At 38.6% G+C, this 18,600-nt stretch carries 20 protein-coding genes and 1 riboswitch; of the genes, 18 read left to right on the forward strand and 2 right to left on the reverse strand.

What is annotated here, in order from left to right:
• Nucleotides 1-19: 19 nt before the first annotated feature.
• The 14 genes from ribH to QNH29_RS12470 all read left to right on the forward strand — a co-directional run bounded on the left by ribH (nt 20) and on the right by QNH29_RS12470 (nt 12,164).
• A complete protein-coding gene (gene ribH, locus QNH29_RS12405) occupies nt 20-487 on the forward strand; it encodes a 6,7-dimethyl-8-ribityllumazine synthase (RefSeq protein ID WP_283865062.1) in 468 nt (155 codons plus the stop codon).
• 75 nt (nt 488-562) lie between these two features.
• Nucleotides 563-752: riboswitch (cobalamin riboswitch) on the forward strand.
• A gap of 354 nt (nt 753-1,106) precedes the next feature.
• A complete protein-coding gene (locus QNH29_RS12410) occupies nt 1,107-2,069 on the forward strand; it encodes an ABC transporter substrate-binding protein (RefSeq protein WP_283865063.1) in 963 nt (320 codons plus the stop codon).
• Nucleotides 2,035-3,093, forward strand: coding sequence for a FecCD family ABC transporter permease (locus QNH29_RS12415; protein ID WP_283865064.1), 1,059 nt, complete (start codon nt 2,035-2,037; stop codon nt 3,091-3,093). The genes QNH29_RS12410 and QNH29_RS12415 overlap by 35 nt, the downstream gene beginning before the upstream one ends.
• A 4-nt stretch (nt 3,094-3,097) precedes the next feature.
• On the forward strand, nt 3,098-4,564 hold the full coding sequence (locus QNH29_RS12420) for an adenosylcobinamide amidohydrolase (RefSeq protein WP_283865065.1): 1,467 nt from the start codon (nt 3,098-3,100) through the stop codon (nt 4,562-4,564).
• On the forward strand, nt 4,561-5,544 hold the full coding sequence (gene cbiB, locus QNH29_RS12425) for an adenosylcobinamide-phosphate synthase CbiB (RefSeq protein WP_283865066.1): 984 nt from the start codon (nt 4,561-4,563) through the stop codon (nt 5,542-5,544). Before QNH29_RS12420 ends, cbiB begins: the two co-directional genes overlap by 4 nt.
• Nucleotides 5,501-6,577, forward strand: a complete 1,077-nt coding sequence (gene cobD / locus QNH29_RS12430; RefSeq protein WP_283865067.1) for a threonine-phosphate decarboxylase CobD — start codon at nt 5,501-5,503, stop codon at nt 6,575-6,577. Before cbiB ends, cobD begins: the two co-directional genes overlap by 44 nt.
• A complete protein-coding gene (locus tag QNH29_RS12435) occupies nt 6,559-7,128 on the forward strand; it encodes a bifunctional adenosylcobinamide kinase/adenosylcobinamide-phosphate guanylyltransferase (protein WP_283865068.1) in 570 nt (189 codons plus the stop codon). The genes cobD and QNH29_RS12435 overlap by 19 nt, the downstream gene beginning before the upstream one ends.
• Entirely contained in the window at nt 7,128-8,633 is a 1,506-nt protein-coding gene (locus QNH29_RS12440) for a cobyric acid synthase (protein WP_283865069.1), read from the forward strand. The genes QNH29_RS12435 and QNH29_RS12440 overlap by 1 nt, the downstream gene beginning before the upstream one ends.
• Nucleotides 8,630-9,421, forward strand: coding sequence for an adenosylcobinamide-GDP ribazoletransferase (gene cobS / locus QNH29_RS12445; protein ID WP_283865070.1), 792 nt, complete (start codon nt 8,630-8,632; stop codon nt 9,419-9,421). The genes QNH29_RS12440 and cobS overlap by 4 nt, the downstream gene beginning before the upstream one ends.
• Complete coding sequence (locus tag QNH29_RS12450) at nt 9,379-9,990, forward strand: histidine phosphatase family protein (RefSeq protein ID WP_283865071.1); 612 nt, start codon at nt 9,379-9,381, stop codon at nt 9,988-9,990. The genes cobS and QNH29_RS12450 overlap by 43 nt, the downstream gene beginning before the upstream one ends.
• On the forward strand, nt 9,942-10,379 hold the full coding sequence (locus tag QNH29_RS12455) for a bifunctional adenosylcobinamide kinase/adenosylcobinamide-phosphate guanylyltransferase (RefSeq protein WP_283865072.1): 438 nt from the start codon (nt 9,942-9,944) through the stop codon (nt 10,377-10,379). Before QNH29_RS12450 ends, QNH29_RS12455 begins: the two co-directional genes overlap by 49 nt.
• A gap of 6 nt (nt 10,380-10,385) precedes the next feature.
• Nucleotides 10,386-10,970 carry a cob(I)yrinic acid a,c-diamide adenosyltransferase gene (locus tag QNH29_RS12460; RefSeq protein WP_283865073.1) on the forward strand — a complete coding sequence of 195 codons (585 nt, stop codon included), beginning with the start codon at nt 10,386-10,388 and terminating at the stop codon, nt 10,968-10,970.
• A complete protein-coding gene (locus QNH29_RS12465) occupies nt 10,960-11,454 on the forward strand; it encodes an ECF transporter S component (protein WP_283865074.1) in 495 nt (164 codons plus the stop codon). The genes QNH29_RS12460 and QNH29_RS12465 overlap by 11 nt, the downstream gene beginning before the upstream one ends.
• Nucleotides 11,451-12,164, forward strand: coding sequence for an ATP-binding protein (locus QNH29_RS12470; protein WP_283865075.1), 714 nt, complete (start codon nt 11,451-11,453; stop codon nt 12,162-12,164). The genes QNH29_RS12465 and QNH29_RS12470 overlap by 4 nt, the downstream gene beginning before the upstream one ends.
• A 22-nt stretch (nt 12,165-12,186) precedes the next feature.
• Here the strand turns inward: QNH29_RS12470 and QNH29_RS12475 are convergent, their stop codons facing one another.
• Nucleotides 12,187-14,289 (reverse strand): PBP1A family penicillin-binding protein, encoded by a 2,103-nt coding sequence (locus tag QNH29_RS12475; RefSeq protein WP_283865076.1) that lies wholly within the window; start codon nt 14,287-14,289, stop codon nt 12,187-12,189.
• Nucleotides 14,290-14,463: 174 nt separating this feature from the next.
• Between QNH29_RS12475 and QNH29_RS12480 the strand changes: the two genes are divergently transcribed.
• The 4 genes from QNH29_RS12480 (at nt 14,464) to QNH29_RS12495 (ending at nt 17,265) form a co-directional block, all read left to right on the forward strand.
• Complete coding sequence (locus QNH29_RS12480) at nt 14,464-15,153, forward strand: ABC transporter ATP-binding protein (protein WP_283865077.1); 690 nt, start codon at nt 14,464-14,466, stop codon at nt 15,151-15,153.
• Nucleotides 15,150-16,505, forward strand: coding sequence for an ABC transporter permease (locus tag QNH29_RS12485; protein ID WP_283865078.1), 1,356 nt, complete (start codon nt 15,150-15,152; stop codon nt 16,503-16,505). The genes QNH29_RS12480 and QNH29_RS12485 overlap by 4 nt, the downstream gene beginning before the upstream one ends.
• Before the next feature lie 92 nt (nt 16,506-16,597).
• Nucleotides 16,598-16,864 carry a phage holin gene (locus QNH29_RS12490; protein WP_283865079.1) on the forward strand — a complete coding sequence of 89 codons (267 nt, stop codon included), beginning with the start codon at nt 16,598-16,600 and terminating at the stop codon, nt 16,862-16,864.
• A gap of 176 nt (nt 16,865-17,040) precedes the next feature.
• The gene (locus QNH29_RS12495; RefSeq protein ID WP_283865080.1) at nt 17,041-17,265 is read left to right on the forward strand and encodes a hypothetical protein; all 225 of its coding nucleotides are present in this window, start codon (nt 17,041-17,043) and stop codon (nt 17,263-17,265) included.
• A gap of 33 nt (nt 17,266-17,298) precedes the next feature.
• Here QNH29_RS12495 and QNH29_RS12500 read toward each other — a convergent pair whose 3' ends face one another.
• The gene (locus QNH29_RS12500) at nt 17,299-18,591 is read right to left on the reverse strand and encodes an ATP-binding protein (RefSeq protein WP_283865081.1); all 1,293 of its coding nucleotides are present in this window, start codon (nt 18,589-18,591) and stop codon (nt 17,299-17,301) included.
• Nucleotides 18,592-18,600: the final 9 nt, after the last annotated feature.

Genomic DNA, 18,600 nt, shown 5'->3' on the forward strand with positions numbered 1-18,600 from the left:
AATTGTTGGAGGTATTAAAATGGGACATATTTATGAAGGTAATTTAGTAGGAACTGGTTTAAAGATAGGAATTGTTGTAGGTCGTTTTAACGAATTTATTACAAGTAAATTATTAAGTGGTGCGCAGGACGCCCTTAAAAGACATGGTGTAAGCGAAGAAGAAGTTGAAATTGCTTGGGTACCAGGTGCATTCGAAATACCTTTAGTGGCTCAAAAAATGGCCAATAGCAAAAAATATGACGCTGTTATTACGTTAGGAACTGTAATTCGCGGATCCACACCACATTTTGACTATGTATGTAATGAAGTTGCCAAGGGTGTATCAAGAATTAATTTAGATAGCGGCATTCCTGTTATATTCGGCGTATTAACAACAGAATCTATTGAACAGGCAATTGAACGCGCAGGAACGAAGGCAGGAAATAAAGGCTGGGATGTTGCAACTGGTGCTATCGAAATGGCAAATTTATTGCGTAGTTTCGAATAATAAAAAGATTTTTGACGAAATTTGCGCAAAAATATAGCTTTCATTTTTATTTACTATATAATAAGTCTATCATAAAAAAATAATTGAAGAATAGGTGCTGAAAATCTTAATGGTTTTTAGCTTAAAAGGGAAGTTGGTTAAAATCCAACGCGGTCCCGCCACTGTAAATGGGAGCAACCTGCAAAATGTCACTGTCCAATGAGATGGGAAGACGCAGGAAGCAATGACCATAAGCCAGGAAACCTGCCTAATTCTTGTGCCCCAAAAAGAACCTACGAGGATAGGGAGGTGTGGACGACTAGAGTCATTTAAATATGGCATTTAATCAAACCAACATCTCTACCTTCCGTGGAGATGTTTTTTTTGTTTGGCTGTGTTGAAGAACACTGATGATTTTAGAACCTGTTGATTGGAGCGGAAGGCGCTTGACTCCTGCGGGATGCACGAGCTGAGTGAGACCCCGCAGGTCGGAACGACCGAGGAGGCTCACGGGCGAGCCCGCGGAAAGCATAGCGCCTGGAGCGCAAATCAACAGTCAAATTAACACAACCTTTTGGTTAAATTTATAGGGCGCTTTTTTTTGTGATGTATTTTGACGGTAGTCATAGGGGGAAGAAAAATGAAAAAATTATCATCATTATTATTCATTCTGTTGTTAGCCTTTGGTGTATTAACAGCATGTGGTGAACAGAAAGAAAGTGTAAAAGATGAAGGAAACAGCAGCACAGAGCAAAAAGCAGCGGAAACCGCTTATCCTGTAACCATTAAAGACGCAGTAGATAATAAGGTTACGATTGAGGAAAAGCCAGAAAAAATCGTATCATTGATTCCAAGTAATACAGAGATTGCTTTTGCCCTTGGACTTGGAGAGCAAGTTGTAGGTGTTTCCGATTTTGATAATTATCCTGAAGAAGCCGCAACAAAAGAGAAAATCGGCGGAATGGAAATAAATATCGAAAAAATAATCTCATTACAGCCAAATCTGGTGTTAGCACACGCTTCCGCAATGAATGGGACAAATGGACTGCAACAGTTAAGAGACGCTGGGTTGACCGTTTTAGTAGTAAATGACGCCCAAAATTTTGAACAGATCTATGATTCAATTGCGATGATTGGAAAGGCAACGGGTGAAAATAAGAAAGCAGAAGAATTAATTAAAGGTATGCAAGATAAATTAGCCGAAATTAAAGCCAAGGCTGGAGAAATCAAAGAAAAGAAAAAAGTGTTTGTAGAGGTATCTCCTGCTCCTGAAGTCTACACAACTGGAAAAAACACCTTTATGGATGATATGATTAGTTTGATTAATGCCGAAAATATTGCAAATGATCAAGAAGGCTGGATTAAAATCGATCAAGAAGTGATGATTGATCGAAATCCAGATGTTATCATTACTACATATGGCTTTTATACAGAAAATGCCGCACAGCAGGTATTAGAGAGACAAGGCTGGGAAAATGTGAATGCTGTTAAGAATAAGCAAGTCATCGATGTAGACTCTGATCGAGTGACCCGCTCTGGCCCAAGGATTGTTGAAGGAGTAGAGGATCTTGCAAAGGCTGTTTATCCGGAAGTTTTTAAATAATAAAATAGTAGCCTATGTACTTGCGGGAAGCTTCCTTCTCGTCTCAGCTTTATTAGGAATTTCGATAGGAACCGTTTCGGTTCCTATCTTTACGATTATTGAAATCATGATGTCAAAGCTCTTTGGATCGATTTCACTTGATCAAATTGACCCGATGTTTTCAAGTATTGTTTTAAATATTCGGTTGCCTCGAGTCATTTTGGCCGGTTTAGTAGGAGCGTCTCTCGCTATCGCAGGTGCAGCCTTTCAAGGACTTTTACGGAATCCGTTAGCGGACCCATATACATTAGGCGTATCATCCGGTGCATCCGTTGGGGCCGTACTCACGTTGTTTTTTCAATTATCAATCCCTATAATCGGAAGCTATACCCTTCCGTTACTCAGCATTTTGTTTTCATGGGCTACGATTTTTTTAGTACTCGCATTCGCTCGTAAAATTGAACGCTCAATGAGAGTAGAAACCATTATCCTTACGGGAATTATTTTTAGTTCTTTTCTCGGAGCCTTTATTTCACTAATGATTGCCTTAACTGGAGATGAGCTGCGACAAATTATTGGCTGGTTATTAGGCAGTGTTTCGATGAGAGGCTGGGAATACATACGAATTATTTTACCTTTTTTTGTGCTAGGTTCCATTATACTTATTTTCAATGCGAAAGAATTAAATGCCATGTCCTTTGGTGAGGAACGCGCCCACCATTTAGGGGTAAATGTTCATAGAAGAAAGCTGATTATCTTAACGGCGGGATCGATCGTAACTGGCGCTGCGGTTGCGGTTTCAGGAACAATTGGTTTTGTTGGGCTGGTAATTCCGCACCTTTCCAGATTATTATGGGGTCCAGACCATAGACACCTGCTTCCATTATCAATCCTTACCGGAAGCGGATTTTTAATTCTAGCGGATTTAGTCTCGAGAACGATTATTTCTCCAACAGAGTTACCGATAGGAGTCATAACTGCACTAATTGGTGCTCCGGTATTTGCATTAATCCTATTACAGAGAAGAATGGAAAGAAGTGGATAGAGGGATGCTTAAACTTCAACATGTTGCTGGCGGGTATTCAAATGACTATATAGTGAAGGATATTTCTTTTGAAGTCCAAAAAGGTGAATTATTTGGTATCCTAGGACCTAATGGCAGCGGGAAGACTACATTATTAAAAATGATTAGCGGAATCCTGCCATTTGTAAAAGGTGATATCTTTATTAAAGGCAAAGGGCTGAAGGAGTATAATTCCAAACAGCTTGCTCAAATTGTGGCTGTTTTGTCTCAGCATTCCTCACAATCGTTTTCTTATACCGTAAAAGAAACGGTTTCACTTGGCCGCTATGCCCATCAAACCGGCTGGTTTCAGACCTGGGGAGAAAAGGACGAAAAGATTGTACAACGGGTCATGAAGCAGACAGGTATCACCTCATTACAAAATAAAGCGATACAAGAGTTATCCGGCGGGGAAAAACAACGGGTATTTTTAGCACAAGCCCTTGCGCAAGAACCTGAAATCCTCCTATTAGATGAACCGACAAACCATTTAGATTTATCCTATCAAAAAGAATTATTGGATTTATTAAAGAATTGGACGGCAGAAACAGGACTGACAGTCTTATCTATTTTTCATGATTTAAATCTTGCAGGCTTATATTGTGATCGATTACTGCTGCTCGAAAATGGCAGCATTAATATTAACCATATTCCGAACGAAGTGCTTAGAGAAGACAGAATACGAGAGGTTTATCATACTGAGATTCAGAAGCAGCCTCACCCTAGAGTACCAGCACCTCAAATGGTATTATTACCTGAAGAGAGGCAGGAGAAGAAGAAATTACAGATAGATGAAGATATGTTACGTGTAACAAATGAATTTATTGAATTAACCTCACCGGTTCCATTAAGAACAATGTCTTCAGGTGTTGTAGGGTCCGGAACAGGCTGGCACCATACGTTTGTTAACCGACATGTTGGAAAAGACTATAATTGCAGCGATCATCGAAGGGAAATGGCCGCTTTTTTAAAAGAAAATGGCTTTGAACCTTCTGAAACAGTAGGAATGATGACAGCAGTTTTCCTGGACGATATAACATGTAAGTATTTTGAAGGGACTGGATTCTCACTATTGGTGGTCGTTACAGCAGGTGTTGGAAACGCCATAGATGCTTCCAAAAGTGAGCAGCATACATTTGAACAGGTGCCTGGCACCATCAATACTTGGATCTTCGTTAATGGTGAATTAACCGAGGAAGCTTTTATCCAAAGTATTATGACCGCTACAGAAGCAAAAACAAAAGCACTCCATGATTTAAGTATAATGGATTCGGTGACAGGCACCATTGCGACCGGTACTTCAACAGATAGTATTTTGATTGCCGCTACACAGTCCGGTGAGCTATTGGAGTATGCAGGTACCATTACTCCGTTAGGTAAATTAATTGGTAAAGCCGTATATGAATGCACGCTTGAGGGTATTCGAAAATCACAAAAAAGGAAAAGAGTATGATGATCTATCATTTAATTGCAATTAGTATTGCGTATATTATTGATAGGCTTGTAGGTGATCCACCCCATTGGCCGCATCCTGTAAGATGGATAGGAACGTTGATTTCATTCATGGAGAAACGTTTAAATCATGGGAAAAATAGAAGATTAAAAGGGGTGGCAATGCTCCTTTTTGTTTTATTGACGGTATTATTTTTTGTACTTTTGTTAATCAAAATCTTTTATCAGATTCATCCTATTGCAGGCATTGCCATTGAAAGTATGGTTATTGCGGCAACGATAGCACAAAAAAGTCTAAAAGAAGCTGCTCTTGATGTACATGCCCCATTGGAGGAAGGGAATTTGACAGAAGCAAGAATGAAACTATCTTACATCGTTGGCAGAGATACGGATACATTGAATGAAAGTGAAATCGCACGGGGAGCAATCGAAACGGTTGCAGAAAATACAAGTGATGGAGTTACTGCGCCATTGTTTTGGGCTCTGATAGGGGGAGCGCCGCTGGCAATGGTTTATCGTGCTACAAACACCTGTGATTCAATGGCAGGTTATTTGAATGAGAGGTTTAAAGATTTCGGCTGGGCGTCTGCTAAATGGGATGATGTTATGAATTGGATTCCGAGCAGGATAACAGGAATTTTAATGTTAGTAGGAACAAAGCCTTTGAGAATTGAGTATTCAAGGGCATGGAAAATATTATTCCGAGATGCCAAGAAGCACCCGAGCCCAAACAGCGGCTGGGGGGAAGCGGCAGTTGCTGCTATTTTGGGGATTCAGCTTGGCGGCATTAATTATTACAAAGGAGTCGTTTCAAACCGGGCAAAGATGGGGGAGCCATTAGTTCCCATCCAGGCAAACCATATTTTATTGGCCAATAACATCTTAGATAAAACAGTCTTTTTATTTTTAGTATTGTTATGGATAGGAGGGATATTTGTTGAATTTGCCTTCACATGGTTCAAATCCGCAGCACCTTTTTAAATCGATGGGACTTTCACTTCCAAACAAATATAAAGATTTTAGTGCAAATATTAATCCACTAGGTCCGCCGCCTGCCCTTAAAGAGAAATGGAATGATTTTTATCATGAAATCTCCGTATATCCAGATCCATTTGCTGAAAAGCTTAGGAATAAGATTGCTGAAAAAGAACAAATTTCTGTTGATTCTATTCTAATTGGAAATGGAGGAGCGGAACTTATAACCCTCGTTGCAAGGTTTCTTTCAGAAAAAAAGGTTGTAGTGACAGAGCCGTCTTTTTCTGAATATGAAAAGGCATGTCGTGCTAACGGATGTGAGATACAGTATCATCAATTAACGGAACCTAATTTTGAGTTAAGGATGGATGAGTTACTTCCAAACTTGAAGGGTGCAGGGGCTTTATTCTTATGTAATCCAAACAATCCTACCGGTATTCAATATCCAGTGTCCACTGTTATTTCGATCATACAGGAGTGTAAAAAACAAAATTGTTATGTGATTCTGGATGAAGCTTTCTATGATTTCTTACTAGACTATGAATCTTATTTCCCTTGTATAAATAAGTTCTCAAATTTAATTATTATACGGTCGATGACAAAAATGTTTGGTATTCCAGGGCTTCGACTAGGGTATCTGGCTGCAGACCCAGCCTTAATTATGAAAATTAGCAAACACCAGCCTCATTGGAGCATCAATACCATTGCCTTATTGGCAGGTGAACTGTGTTTACATAATGAGGATTATGTTAAGAGAACTAAATTCTATATTTCGGAAGAACGGAAGAGATTGTTTACATTTTTTAAAAAGAATAATTTTGAGAATACATCGTCACAAGTTAATTTTTATTTGTTACGAGACCCCAATCTTCAGGAACAAACCACATTTTTTGAATTCCTATTACACAAGGGGATTATTCCGCGCCATACCTATAATTTCCCGGGCTTGGATGGAAAATGGCTGCGCTTTGCTATAAAAAGTAAGGAAGAAAATAGTCAATTAATGGAGGTATTGTTGGAATGGCGGCAGCGTCATTAATCTTTATTACGGGCGGGGTAAGAAGCGGGAAAAGCAGTTTTGCTGAAAAAGTTGCTTTAGAACTTTCACTAAAAAATGGCAGTCGATTAAACTATTTAGCAACCGGCGTCGCCTCCGACCCAGAAATGCGAGAACGAATCGCAAAACATCAGAGTGACCGAGAGGCAGGAAAGTTTCATTGGAGAACCGTTGAACAGTCACAAAGTATTGGTCAGATTGCAGATATTTTTTACAAAGAAGATATTATTCTGCTCGATTGTGTGACGACCCTATTAAATAATGAACTGTTTTCTTCCAATCAAAAATGGGATCAGCTTTTCTTAGCACATGTAATGAAAACGATCATCACAGGTATAAATAGTATACGAGAGAGAGCAAAAGTGTTAATTGTTGTCAGCAATGAAGTTTTCTTTGAGTCGATTGCAGAGAATGAACTTGTTTTCTCGTATGCACAAATTCTTGGAAAAATCCATCAACAGTTGGTAAAAAACGCTGATCAAGCCTTTTTGGTTGAAGCAGGAATACCCATCAACATGAAGGGAGTTAAGTAATGAAAGGAGTCATGATCCAAGGAACATCATCCGATGTAGGTAAAAGTCTCATAGTAACAGCGCTTTGCAGAATGTTTGCCAATGAGGGTAGGAAAGTAGTCCCCTTCAAATCTCAAAATATGTCTAATAATTCTTATGTGACCAAAGACGGTAAAGAAATCGGGAGAGCACAAGGAATTCAGGCGGAAGCCGCAAAAATTGATGCAGCTGTATGGATGAATCCAATACTATTAAAGCCCCGCTCGAATCAAGATTCAGAGATTGTTTATTTAGGTAAGTCATTGAAAACTCTCTCTGGAAAAGGGTATCGAGATTCCTTTTATGAACAAGGTCTTGCAGTGATAACGCAGTCATTAAACCAGTTAAAGAGTGAATACGAACTAGTGATTATAGAGGGTGCTGGAAGTCCAGTTGAAATCAATTTGAAGGATCGTGAGCTTGTAAATATGAAGGTGGCAGAGCTCGCGGATGTTCCAGTTGTTCTTGTAGCAGATATTGATCGAGGCGGAGTATTTGCAAGCATAGTTGGTACTCTTGAACTTTTGGAGCCAGATGAGAGACAAAGAGTGGCAGGAATAATCATTAATAAATTCCGGGGAGATATCGGTTTATTTAAAGATGGAATTGACTGGCTGGAAAAGAAAACCGGTTTACCCGTTTTAGGTGTTCTTCCATACGTTGAGAATCATATGATTGATGGAGAAGATTCATTATCAATAGACAATCAGTTTGCAGCTAGGAAGAAGGGAAATCTTGATATTGCGGTCATTCAGCTTCCTTTTATCTCGAATTATAGTGATTTGGAACCATTTTTATATGAAGAAGATGTTTCAATCCGCTGGGTGAAGCAGGCATCTGACTTTGGTGCTCCAGATGCGGTTATTATTCCCGGTACGAAGAGTACGATAAATGATTTGAAGAGTTTAAAAGATAGAAACTTAAACTTGTTGATACAAAACCATATTGAGAACGGCGGCTATGTTGTGGGTATTTGTGGCGGCTATCAAATACTTGGGGAAGAAATTATTGATAAAGCTGGTTCAGACACTGGTATCCTCAACAGTAAAGAAATAGGATTAGGCTGGATACCAGGAAAAACCATCTTTTATGAGGAAAAAGAAACGGTAAGAGCTGCTGGAGTATATCATGAAAATACAGGTTTATCACCTGATAGTAAGTTGGAAGGGTTTGAAATCCATTTAGGTAAAACCATTTTACACGAGGAAGAATGTTCATTATTATCGCTTGAAAATGGTAAAGAAGATGGTTATTTTGGCCGGAATGGCCAAATTATCGGAACGTATCTTCATCATCTTTTTCATAATGACGTATGGAGAAATACTTGGTTAAACCTCATCCGGAAAAGTAAGGGTTTGCCAAGTAAAGAAATCACTAATATAAGTGAATACAAAGATAAAAGGTATGATGAAATTGCAGAGCGGCTAAAAGAACATCTAAACTATGAACTCTTAAATGACATCATCAACAAGTGGTGCCCGAAATGAGAAAACTTCTAAAGGGTTTCTTAATCAATTTGCAATTTTTCACGGCTATTCCTGTACACCTGGAGTTGCCAATGGATAAACCACATTTAAAAAGCGCTGTTCAAGCATTCCCGCTGTTAGGGCTTTTTCAAGGTGGTCTATATGCTGGGTTATTTTATCTATTCCTTGAATATACGCCTTTTTCCAATCTCACAGTGGCATTCTTCCTTTGGCTGATGAGTATTCTTTTAACAGGTGGAATCCATTTGGATGGCTGGATAGATGCCAGTGACGGCTATTTTTCTTATAAAGATCAGCAAAAGAGATTACAGGTAATGAACGACCCTAGAACAGGTGCATTTGGTGTTATTTCGGTGATTGTTTTATTAACCAGCCGTTTTCTTTTTATATACGAGATAACCGTAAATGTACATATGAATTCTTATCTGATGATTGCAGCAATCCCACTAATAAGTAAAAGCATTATGGGTCTCTTGTTATTAACAGTAAAGTCTGCAAAGAAAGAAGGACTTGGAGCGCTTTTTCAAAATGCAGCCTCGCCAAAAGATTTATGGACCTATCTTGTCTATGTCATTGGATTCCTTGCTATCGTAATAGTGTTTGATGGCGGCTTCTACTATATATCCATCATATTTGCTTCGGCCATTGTCATTTTGCTTTTTTGCCGCCGAAAAGCCGTAAAATGGTTTGGTGGAATTACGGGCGATGTTTTAGGGGCAGCAGTAGAAGGGACGGAGTTATTGTTATGGATGACACTGTGGTTATTGCATTATTCCGCCATGGACTAACAGAGGAGAATAAACGAAAAGCCTATTTAGGATGGAATGATTCCCCTCTATGTTTTGAGTCAAAGAAAAGCAGCACAATCAACAGGTATCAACTATATTTTTCTAGTGATTTACCAAGATGCATAACGACAGCGAAGAAACTCTTTCCAAAAAGCGAATTGAAGCTATTATCTCATTTGAGAGAAATGAATTTCGGTAAATGGGAAGGAAAAACGTATGAAGACCTTAAGGGAGTTCCGCTTTATCAACGATGGCTCTCAGCGCCTCAATCTTATAGTCCTCCAGAAGGAGAGTCATTTGGGGAGTTCACAAGCAGGGTTTCAAGTGGGTGGGAAAAGATTACTGAGGATATTGTCACTGAAAATGTACAACGTTGTGCCATTATTACGCATGGTGGGGTCATAAGATATTTATTATCAGAATTTGCACCTGAACCTAGAGAATTTTGGTCGTGGCCTGTACCACATCATTTAGGATTTGAACTTGTTTTTGAAAAAGAAGCATTAAGGAGGCGAGACCGGTGCACTTTATTACGGGAGGTGCCTTTAACGGCAAAAGAGCTTGGGTAAAGGAGAATTACGGGGTTACTGGTACTTGGATTTCAGCCTATCAGAACCATGTTCTAAGCGCTGACATTGACCACATACAAAGTAATTTGCTCGTCTTAGAAGGTATCGAAGCTTGGTTGAAAGAGTTAACAAAAACCTATGATGCTGATAGTTGTCGTGACATCTGGAATAGCACCTTTAGCCATTGGCTAAATTGGGAAGAAGCAGAAACGAACCGAAATTTGGTTGTAATCGGGACAGATATTACAAAGGGTATTGTCCCTATGGAGAAAGAGAATCGATTATGGCGGGATGTAACCGGCTGGGTTTATCAAGACATAGGTGCTAAAGCAGATAAAGTGGATATTATTTGGTATGGATTAAATCAAACAATAAAAAACGGGGGATGAGATGTTATGAGACTTTATACAAGAACTGGAGACAAAGGAAAGACAAGTATTATCGGAGGAAGAGTCGACAAAGATGATATTCGAGTGGAAGCATACGGAACCGTTGATGAAGTAAATTGCTTTGTCGGGCAGGTTGTGACACAGCTGGATCCTGAAATCTTTAAAGATGTTTTAGCTGACCTTGAGAAGGTTCAACATGAATTATTTGATTGTGGAGGGGATCTTGCCAATGTATCTGAAAAACGTGAGCTAAAACTTCAAAAGGAATCGATTGACTACCTTGAAACCAAAATCGATGAATATATACAAGAAGCACCGGAGTTGGAAAGGTTTATTTTACCTGGCGGGACGAAACCGGCTGCTTCCATTCATATTGCCAGAACAGTAACGAGAAGAGCAGAAAGATTGGTAGTCACATTAATGAAGAACGACGATAAGACGCCGGAATTAGCACTAAAATATTTAAATCGTCTTTCCGACTATTTCTTTGCATTAGCAAGAGTGGTGAATTTTCGACTCAATGTAAAAGATGTGGAGTATGTTCGAAGTGCAAATGTATTTAGGGGTGGGAAACGCAAAGATGAAAAATAGAATGCTAACTTTACTGGCATTGTTTTCAGCACTATCTGCAGTTGGCGCGGCGATAAAAATTCCTTCCAATGTAGGGAGTGTCGCTTTTGATGTTTTTCCAGCTTTACTTGCGGCTGCTTTGTTAGGAAGTGGGGCAGGAGCATTGGTCGGGGCATTAGGGCATTTATTATCTGCCTTGATTGCCGGTTTTCCATTAGGACCCATGCATGGTTTAATTGCAATCGAAATGGCTGTTATCGTCTTTATATTTGGTGTTCTCTTTAAAAAGGACAAAAAGATTTCTGCTGGCATTCTTTTTATCCTTTTGAATACATTTGCGGCACCATTGCCGTTTATCTTTTTAATGAATAAAGCTTTTTATGTTGCATTAGTTCCATCCTTGTTAATTGGATCAATGATTAATACGGTGATCGCTTTAGTGGCTATCCCAAGACTAAGAGCTTTGTCAAAACAAGAAATCATTAATAAAGATGTGAGATTATGAGGGATATCATTTCTATCCCATTAAATAGTGAAGAATCGCTTATTATCGCAAGTGATAATAGCGGCGGCATTGGCATGAAACCAGCAGATCATGTACAGGTTTCATACGAAACGATTACCTATTACTCATTTAGAGTAGCCGCAATGGAATGTATTGCAGCAGGAGCTGTTCCATTTTCAGTTGTTCTTCATAATTTTTGTGGAGTTCACTCTTGGAGTGAGCTTGTAATTGGTATCCAAAAAGGTCTGGGAGAATTAAACCTAGAGGATGTACCGATAACTGGAAGTACGGAGAGTAATTTCGTTTTACAACAATCCGCAATTGGATTGGTTGTTATGGGTAAAAAGCAATTGTTAAAAGTATCGGAAAAAATTTTTTCTAACGACCTCATGTTCGCTGTAATCGGGAGTCCGTTAGTGGGAAATGAAGTCATCGACCATGCAGATCAAGTTGTACCTTTATCGATGTTCAGAGAAGTTTCAAATCTTGAAGAAGTAATGGTTTGGCCTGTTGGTTCAAAAGGAATTTTATATGAGTTAAATCAGATGTTTACAAATATAGAATTTTCGGAAGAAATGCTTCGTACCAATCTTGACGTATTAAAATCATCCGGACCTGCAACCTGTTTTATTATTGCCTTTGAACGATTTCAAGAAGAGGCCATAAAGAATATTGCAGCAGGGTATTACCATCCTTTTATTATTAATTGAAATAGCACGCCGCTGTGGCGTGCTATTCTTTTAACCCTTGCAGTTTTTGGATAATGGTATCAATGCCTTTTCCGATTGAATACATCGCATCTTCAAAGCCCTTTTTCCAAACTGGGGCTTGTTCTTGAAGCTTTTCACCGAGCTTTTGGGCATTTTGGTTTAATTCCTCTTTGATTTTCTCTGCCTGCTCTTTTATCTCCTCTCTTGTACGAGTTTTACCAGATAGTTGGTCATTAATTGAAACGACATCAAACGTTTCATGTTGTAAATGAGGGATTGACGATTTCATGATTTCTTTGAAAATCGGTACCACATTCCCTGAACCGCTGCTTGGGAGATAATGCTGTCGATCGGTTTGGTCATATCCAATCCAAATCGCAGCTACTAAGTTAGGTGTGTAACCAACCATCCACTGATCTTTTGTGCCGTTAACATCATTAAAGGGAAGTTGAGTTGAACCTGTTTTTCCAGCAATCTGAACATCAGGAATATGTGCGTTTTTACCAGTACCAGATTCTACCACATTCAGAAGCATGGCTGTCATCTTATTGGCATTTTCCTTCGAAGTTACCTTTTTGGTTTCTGGTTTACGTTCCGCAATGATATTACCGGTAGGACCGACTATTTTTGTGATCAGATGGCTGTCATGTCGCTTGCCGTCATTTGCGTATGCCGAGAATGCATTTGCTAGTTGGAGCGGTGATACTCCTTTACTCATTCCTCCTAGTGCAATGGCCAGGTTTTTATCTTCTTTTTCAATAGGGAATCCAAAACTTTTGAGCTTGTCTATTCCTTTTTCAAGACCAATCTGATTTAAGAGCCAAACTGCCGGGACATTTAATGATTCCTCTAAAGCTTTGTACATCGGAACCTTCCCTTGATAGGTTTTTGAAAAATTTTCTGGTTTATATTCTCCAAAAGAAGTAGGCTCATCAACAAGCTCTGAGTCAAAAGTATAACCTTCTTCAAGGGCAGGTGTGTAAACCGCGAGCGGCTTAATCGTAGACCCTGGCTGTGCCTTTAATTGGGTAGCACGGTTGAAGCCTCTGAAGACATGTTCACCACGACCGCCAACCAGAGCCAGTACACCTCCGGAAGAAGGATCCATTAGAACAGAACCGCTTTGAACAATGGATTCACCAGAACTCTTCGGAAAAAGTGATTTATTATTGTTTATCTTTTCGAGTCCTGTTTGCAGGTTTTGATCTAATTCTGTATAAATCCGGTAACCTCTGGTTAAAATTTCTTCTTGTGTCAAACCGTATTTATTAATTGCTTCATTTAGGACCGCGTCCACATAGTAAGGGTATTTACGCTCAACAACACTTCCACGGCCACTATTAATTTCAATCTTTTCTTTCTTTGCTGCAGTGTATTGTTCCTTATTAATCATCCCAAGCTCATTCATCTTGTTAAGAACAACATTTCTTCGTTTAATAGCTATATCATAGTTTTTTGTTGGGTCAAGGTAATTTGGAGACTGCAACAAACCTGCAAGGAGGGCAGCCTCGCTGATAGTAACATCGGTAATCTCTTTATTAAAATATCTCTTTGATGCATTACTGATTCCCCATGCACCATTTCCAAAATAAACTTGATTTAAGTACATTTGTAAGATTTCATCTTTTTTATAAACTTTCTCAATCTTCACCGCTAAAAATAACTCTTCCGCTTTTCGTTTATAGGTTTGTTCAGGGGAGAGCAACGCGTTTTTCGCTAATTGCTGCGTAAGCGTACTGCCGCCGCCAGTAATCTCTCCTGCAAATATATTGTTGAATAGAGCTCTTGTAATGCCCTTTATATCAAAGCCGTTATGCTCATAAAAGCGCTCATCTTCAATGGCAACCACTGCACCAGGAACATATTTCGGGAGTTCTTCGATCTTAACCCCCTCCGTCCGATTGGTCGCAACATTTGTGGCGACATTTTCATTACGATCATAAATAACGGTCGGTTGGCTAAGACCTTCCTTTAATGTCTGGACATTCGCTCTTGTTGCAAGCCAGCCGAAATAAACAATAGTTACGAGAACGACAATTAATATGATTAATAATAAAACCTGTGTGATGTGCTTCTTTTTCCAGAAACGGACAATCATTTCCCAATAGGGGTGTAATTTTTCCATGGTGTCTCCTTACCTTCAAAAGGATTTTGCTTAATTCATTATAATTTTTTCAGCAAAAAAACTCCAATAATAGCTTTTTTAGGTGAACCACCAAAAAAGTTTTATAAACCTGTAGGGGTTTGGTAGTGGGGTATCGTCTATTTAGTTGAAAAAGGGAAAAACAGGAGGAAAAATATGATTAAAATTAATAATTTAAGCCATGAATTTGTGGTTGGTAAAAAGGGAAAGCAAACATTTATACCTGTCCTTAAAGATATATCTTTTGAGGTTGAGCAAGGGGAGATTGTCACCATTGTTGGCCGCAGTGGGTCTGGTAAATCCACTCTATTAAATTTGTTAAGTGGTTTTATACATCCAAATGAGGGTGAAATCTGGATAAACGGCGAGAAGGTATCACAAATGAATGAATCGAAATTTGCAGATTTTAGAATTAAAAACCTTGGCTTTATTTTTCAAAGCTTTCAACTGATTCCTAGTATGACAGCCTTTCAAAATGTCGAGCTTCCTTTAATTTTAAAAGGAGTCAGCGAAACCGCAAGAAAAAAACAAACAGAGGAGATGCTGGCAAAGGTTGGCTTGTTAGATTACCAGGACCATTATCCTGGGGAGTTATCAGGGGGACAACAGCAAAGGGTAAGTATTGCCCGTGCATTAATCGTGAATCCGCCTATTATTCTAGCGGATGAACCAACGGGAAGTCTTGACAGTGAAACCGAAGAAGATTTATTGAAGTTTATTAAGCAGTTAAACACTGACTTAGGAATAACCTTTTTAATCATTACACATGACGAAAAGGTTGCTGCTATTGGTCACCGAACAATTGAATTGAAGGACGGAAAAATTAATCAGGAGGTGTTTGTATGAAGCTGAGAGACCAGTTCCGATTCGTTCGGCAAAATATGAAGAAAAATAGAACACGGGTTTTTATGACGATTTTAGCCACAGCAATGGGCTGTGCATTCTTAATTGTCCTTGCTTCTGTTGGCTTTGGATTACAAAAATCAGTGGTCAAAGAAATGACAGAACGGCGAATCATGACACAAATTGATGTCTTCGGTCAAGAAGCAAATGAGGAAGGCGGGTATCGTCAGTTAGATGAAAAAGACGTTCAGGCTTTTGAAGATATCTCTGATGTGAAAGCCGTAACCAGAAGAAAAATGCTCCTGCAGGAAGGACGCTATTCCATTGGGAATTATCAGCAGAGCACTCAAACGGTAGTAGCCAACTTCCCCTCTGAAATAAAAGCTGGTTTTGAATTGTCAGAGGGCAGACTTGGAGATGGCAAGGCTGAAGTAGTCGTCGGTTATCATTTTCCACTAAATCTAGCTATTAAAGGTGAACAAACAAGCGAAATGTTTGACGAAAAAGGTCAATTAAAAGAAGAGTTCCGCTATGCTGGAAAGCTAATTGGAGAAACCATTGATTTAACGGTCCGTAAATTTGAAGATGGCAAAGAAATAGAACAAGTATTTTCAGTAACAGTCACAGGGATATCTAAAAAACCAACGAAGGAATGGGCAGAAGACAGGATTGTCTATATATCGGAGGAACTGTTAAAGGAAATCGAGGAGTTTACCGGAACACCAAAAGGAATACTATTGGATTCAGCTAATCAGGTAAATCTAGTAGATTTAGAGGCTTCAAGAAATACTTTTGATGATGTAATAGTCTATGCGAAAAACATTGAAGCTGTCCAAGGCATTGCGGATCAGCTTAAGGAAAAAGACTATGCAACTTATTCGGTAGTAAACGAATTAAAGGAAGTTAATCTGATGTTTGCGATTGCTAAAGCAGGACTCATCTTAATAGGTACCATAGCGATTCTGATTGCCTCTATTGGTATTTACAATACGATGACGATGGCGGTAACAGAGCGTGCACCGGATATCGGAATTATGAAAGCAATAGGAGCAACTCCTCGTATTATTAAGAGAATATTTTTGTTAGAAAGCAGTTATATTGGATTAATTGGGGCATTCATTGGAACCATCGTTTCCTATGGTATTAGTTATGCTGTTAATTTTGTAATTCCATTAATCATTAAACAGGCTTTTGAGGAAGAAACACCAGCTGACCTTATTTTTAGCGATATTCCACTGAGTCTTCCTATTATATGTATTGTCATTTGTTATGGAGTTACCATTCTTTCTGGACTTCGACCTGCCCAAAGAGCAACAAAAGTGGATGTACTCAGAGCAATGAGAAGAGAAGTTTAATTCGTGATTCTAAGATAATTGCGGACAACCATTTTCAATCCAAGCATATGTTAGTAGAAAGAACATCTCTAACATGGAAAGGGGATATGGGAATGATCAATTGGAAGGTCCGCTTTAAAAACAAAAGCTGGGTTATGGCCTTTGTTGCCCAGCTGATGATAGTAGCGCAAATTCTTTTGCAAGGATTAAACGCATTGGGGATTACTGATTTTCAACTAACCGATGCGATACAGCAATCCATTTTAACATTTATTAATGCAATATTTATTATATTATCGATGATGGGTGTCATACAGGATCCAACCACTAAAGGCATGGGTGATAGTGAACGGGCAAAAACATATAAAGAACCAAATTAATTTATAGCTAAACCGCTTGACTGTCCATTATGGTAAGTCTAAGTGGTTTTTGTTATGTAGAAATTTGTAAAAATTAGGAGATTGAAACTTCTGAATTGTCGAAGAAGTAGGGGGTATAATGAAGATGAGAAAAATAGACTTATATATAATCAATTTGTGAGAAAGGAGTTCTTGAAATGTGGAACTGGGTTGCAGTAGCAGCAGGTATTTACATACTCTTTATCATTATGGAGGAGTCGGTTTATTACCTCTGGAACCGTTATGTTTACGGACCAAAAGAGAGAAAAGCACGACCTAGGCAAAGAATCATATTGGGAATGGCCTTTATCATTCAATTATACCTAATTGGAATTCGCCATAAGCTTACTCATAAAGTAAGTTCAAGTAAGCAATCCGCATAAAAAAGTTCCTTTACAATCCGTAAAGGAACTTTTTTATACTGTAACCTTTGAGTGGCTGATTTCAGCTGTAGAATTTTGTTCCACTGGCAAGGTAATATTAACGGTTGTTCCGACACCCATTTCACTTTCGAACACAATATTCCCTTTGTGGGATTGAACAATTTTATAGCTGACGGTTAATCCTAAACCTGTCCCTTTTTCTTTTGAGGAATAGAAAGGTTCACCGATCTTTTCAAGCAGTTCCTTTGAAATTCCACAGCCTTGATCCTGCACAGTTATGGCTATTCGGTTATTTTCAATTAGAGTAAGGTAAATCGATATTTTACTATCACTGTGCGAAGCTTCAATTGAATTTTTAATTAAATTAATAAATAACTGTTTCAACTGATTTGGCTCACATTCAATGATAATATCCTCAACGGGAAAATTTGATTCAATCTGAACATTATATAAGGTTGCTTCCACCGCTAATAATGAGATAACATCATTTAATATTTTTTGTATCGCTTGTTTTGTATATTTTAAATGCTGTGGTTTTGCTAAGAGTAAGAGTTCCCCTACAATATGATTAATTCGATTTAATTCGTCCAGCATAATTTGATAATAATCTTGATGTTTATCATCTTCCATTTGCAATAATTGCACAAAACCTTTTAATGAGGTTAGCGGATTTCTAATTTCATGAGCGACGCTGGCAGATAATTCGCCGACTACTGATAATTTTTCTGTTCTGCTCAAACGCTCTTCTGTTTGCCGTAGTGTCGTAATATCTCGTCCGATAATAACTAAGCCTTCTCTGCTCCCATCTTCATGAAATAATGGAACTTTAATCGTATCGAATATTTTAGATGATCCATCGGGCAGTGGTACAACCTCTTCACAACGTGTTACGGTTCGATTTTTCCATGTTTCTTCATCCGATACTTCACAGTATTTAAGCGCGTCTGAATAGAAAGAAGTGTATTCTGCTAATTCAGAGTCCTTTTTTCCCAAGTAATCAACATTCTCAAGCTGAAATAATTTCAACCCAAAGTCATTGGCTTGGATCCAGCGGCCCTCACCATCTTTAAAGTTTACAAAATCCACCATTGAGTTAATCAGGGTAGATAAACGTTTTTCTTGTTCTTTCGTGGTATTAAGTTCTTCTTTTTTAAGGATGAAAAAATAAAAAATTCCACCGGTAACAAGAATATAGAATATTTCTTTCCCTCGTTCAAAGTAATTAATAAGGGACGAAGGGATATAGTGTACCAGGATATAGTTACTGCCGTAAATCCAAATTAAGCTAGTAATTAAGAAAAAAATTACTAATTTTGTTTTGTTCATTTTAATCCT

The organism is Neobacillus sp. DY30, from assembly GCF_030123065.1.
Lineage (GTDB): Bacteria > Bacillota > Bacilli > Bacillales > Cytobacillaceae > Neobacillus.

Excerpts from the sequence above, each read along its gene's own strand:
- ribH (WP_283865062.1), top strand. The coding sequence starts at position 20 with ATGGGACATATTTATGAAGGTAATTTAGTAGGAACTGGTTTAAAGATA.
- QNH29_RS12410 (WP_283865063.1), top strand. The coding sequence starts at position 1,107 with ATGAAAAAATTATCATCATTATTATTCATTCTGTTGTTAGCCTTTGGT.
- QNH29_RS12420 (WP_283865065.1), top strand. The coding sequence starts at position 3,098 with ATGCTTAAACTTCAACATGTTGCTGGCGGGTATTCAAATGACTATATA.
- cbiB (WP_283865066.1), top strand. The coding sequence starts at position 4,561 with ATGATGATCTATCATTTAATTGCAATTAGTATTGCGTATATTATTGAT.
- QNH29_RS12435 (WP_283865068.1), top strand. The coding sequence starts at position 6,559 with ATGGCGGCAGCGTCATTAATCTTTATTACGGGCGGGGTAAGAAGCGGG.
- QNH29_RS12440 (WP_283865069.1), top strand. The coding sequence starts at position 7,128 with ATGAAAGGAGTCATGATCCAAGGAACATCATCCGATGTAGGTAAAAGT.
- cobS (WP_283865070.1), top strand. The coding sequence starts at position 8,630 with ATGAGAAAACTTCTAAAGGGTTTCTTAATCAATTTGCAATTTTTCACG.
- QNH29_RS12450 (WP_283865071.1), top strand. The coding sequence starts at position 9,379 with ATGGATGACACTGTGGTTATTGCATTATTCCGCCATGGACTAACAGAG.
- QNH29_RS12460 (WP_283865073.1), top strand. The coding sequence starts at position 10,386 with ATGAGACTTTATACAAGAACTGGAGACAAAGGAAAGACAAGTATTATC.
- QNH29_RS12465 (WP_283865074.1), top strand. The coding sequence starts at position 10,960 with ATGAAAAATAGAATGCTAACTTTACTGGCATTGTTTTCAGCACTATCT.
- QNH29_RS12470 (WP_283865075.1), top strand. The coding sequence starts at position 11,451 with ATGAGGGATATCATTTCTATCCCATTAAATAGTGAAGAATCGCTTATT.
- QNH29_RS12475 (WP_283865076.1), bottom strand. The coding sequence starts at position 14,289 with ATGGAAAAATTACACCCCTATTGGGAAATGATTGTCCGTTTCTGGAAA.
- QNH29_RS12480 (WP_283865077.1), top strand. The coding sequence starts at position 14,464 with ATGATTAAAATTAATAATTTAAGCCATGAATTTGTGGTTGGTAAAAAG.
- QNH29_RS12485 (WP_283865078.1), top strand. The coding sequence starts at position 15,150 with ATGAAGCTGAGAGACCAGTTCCGATTCGTTCGGCAAAATATGAAGAAA.
- QNH29_RS12490 (WP_283865079.1), top strand. The coding sequence starts at position 16,598 with ATGATCAATTGGAAGGTCCGCTTTAAAAACAAAAGCTGGGTTATGGCC.
- QNH29_RS12495 (WP_283865080.1), top strand. The coding sequence starts at position 17,041 with ATGTGGAACTGGGTTGCAGTAGCAGCAGGTATTTACATACTCTTTATC.
- QNH29_RS12500 (WP_283865081.1), bottom strand. The coding sequence starts at position 18,591 with ATGAACAAAACAAAATTAGTAATTTTTTTCTTAATTACTAGCTTAATT.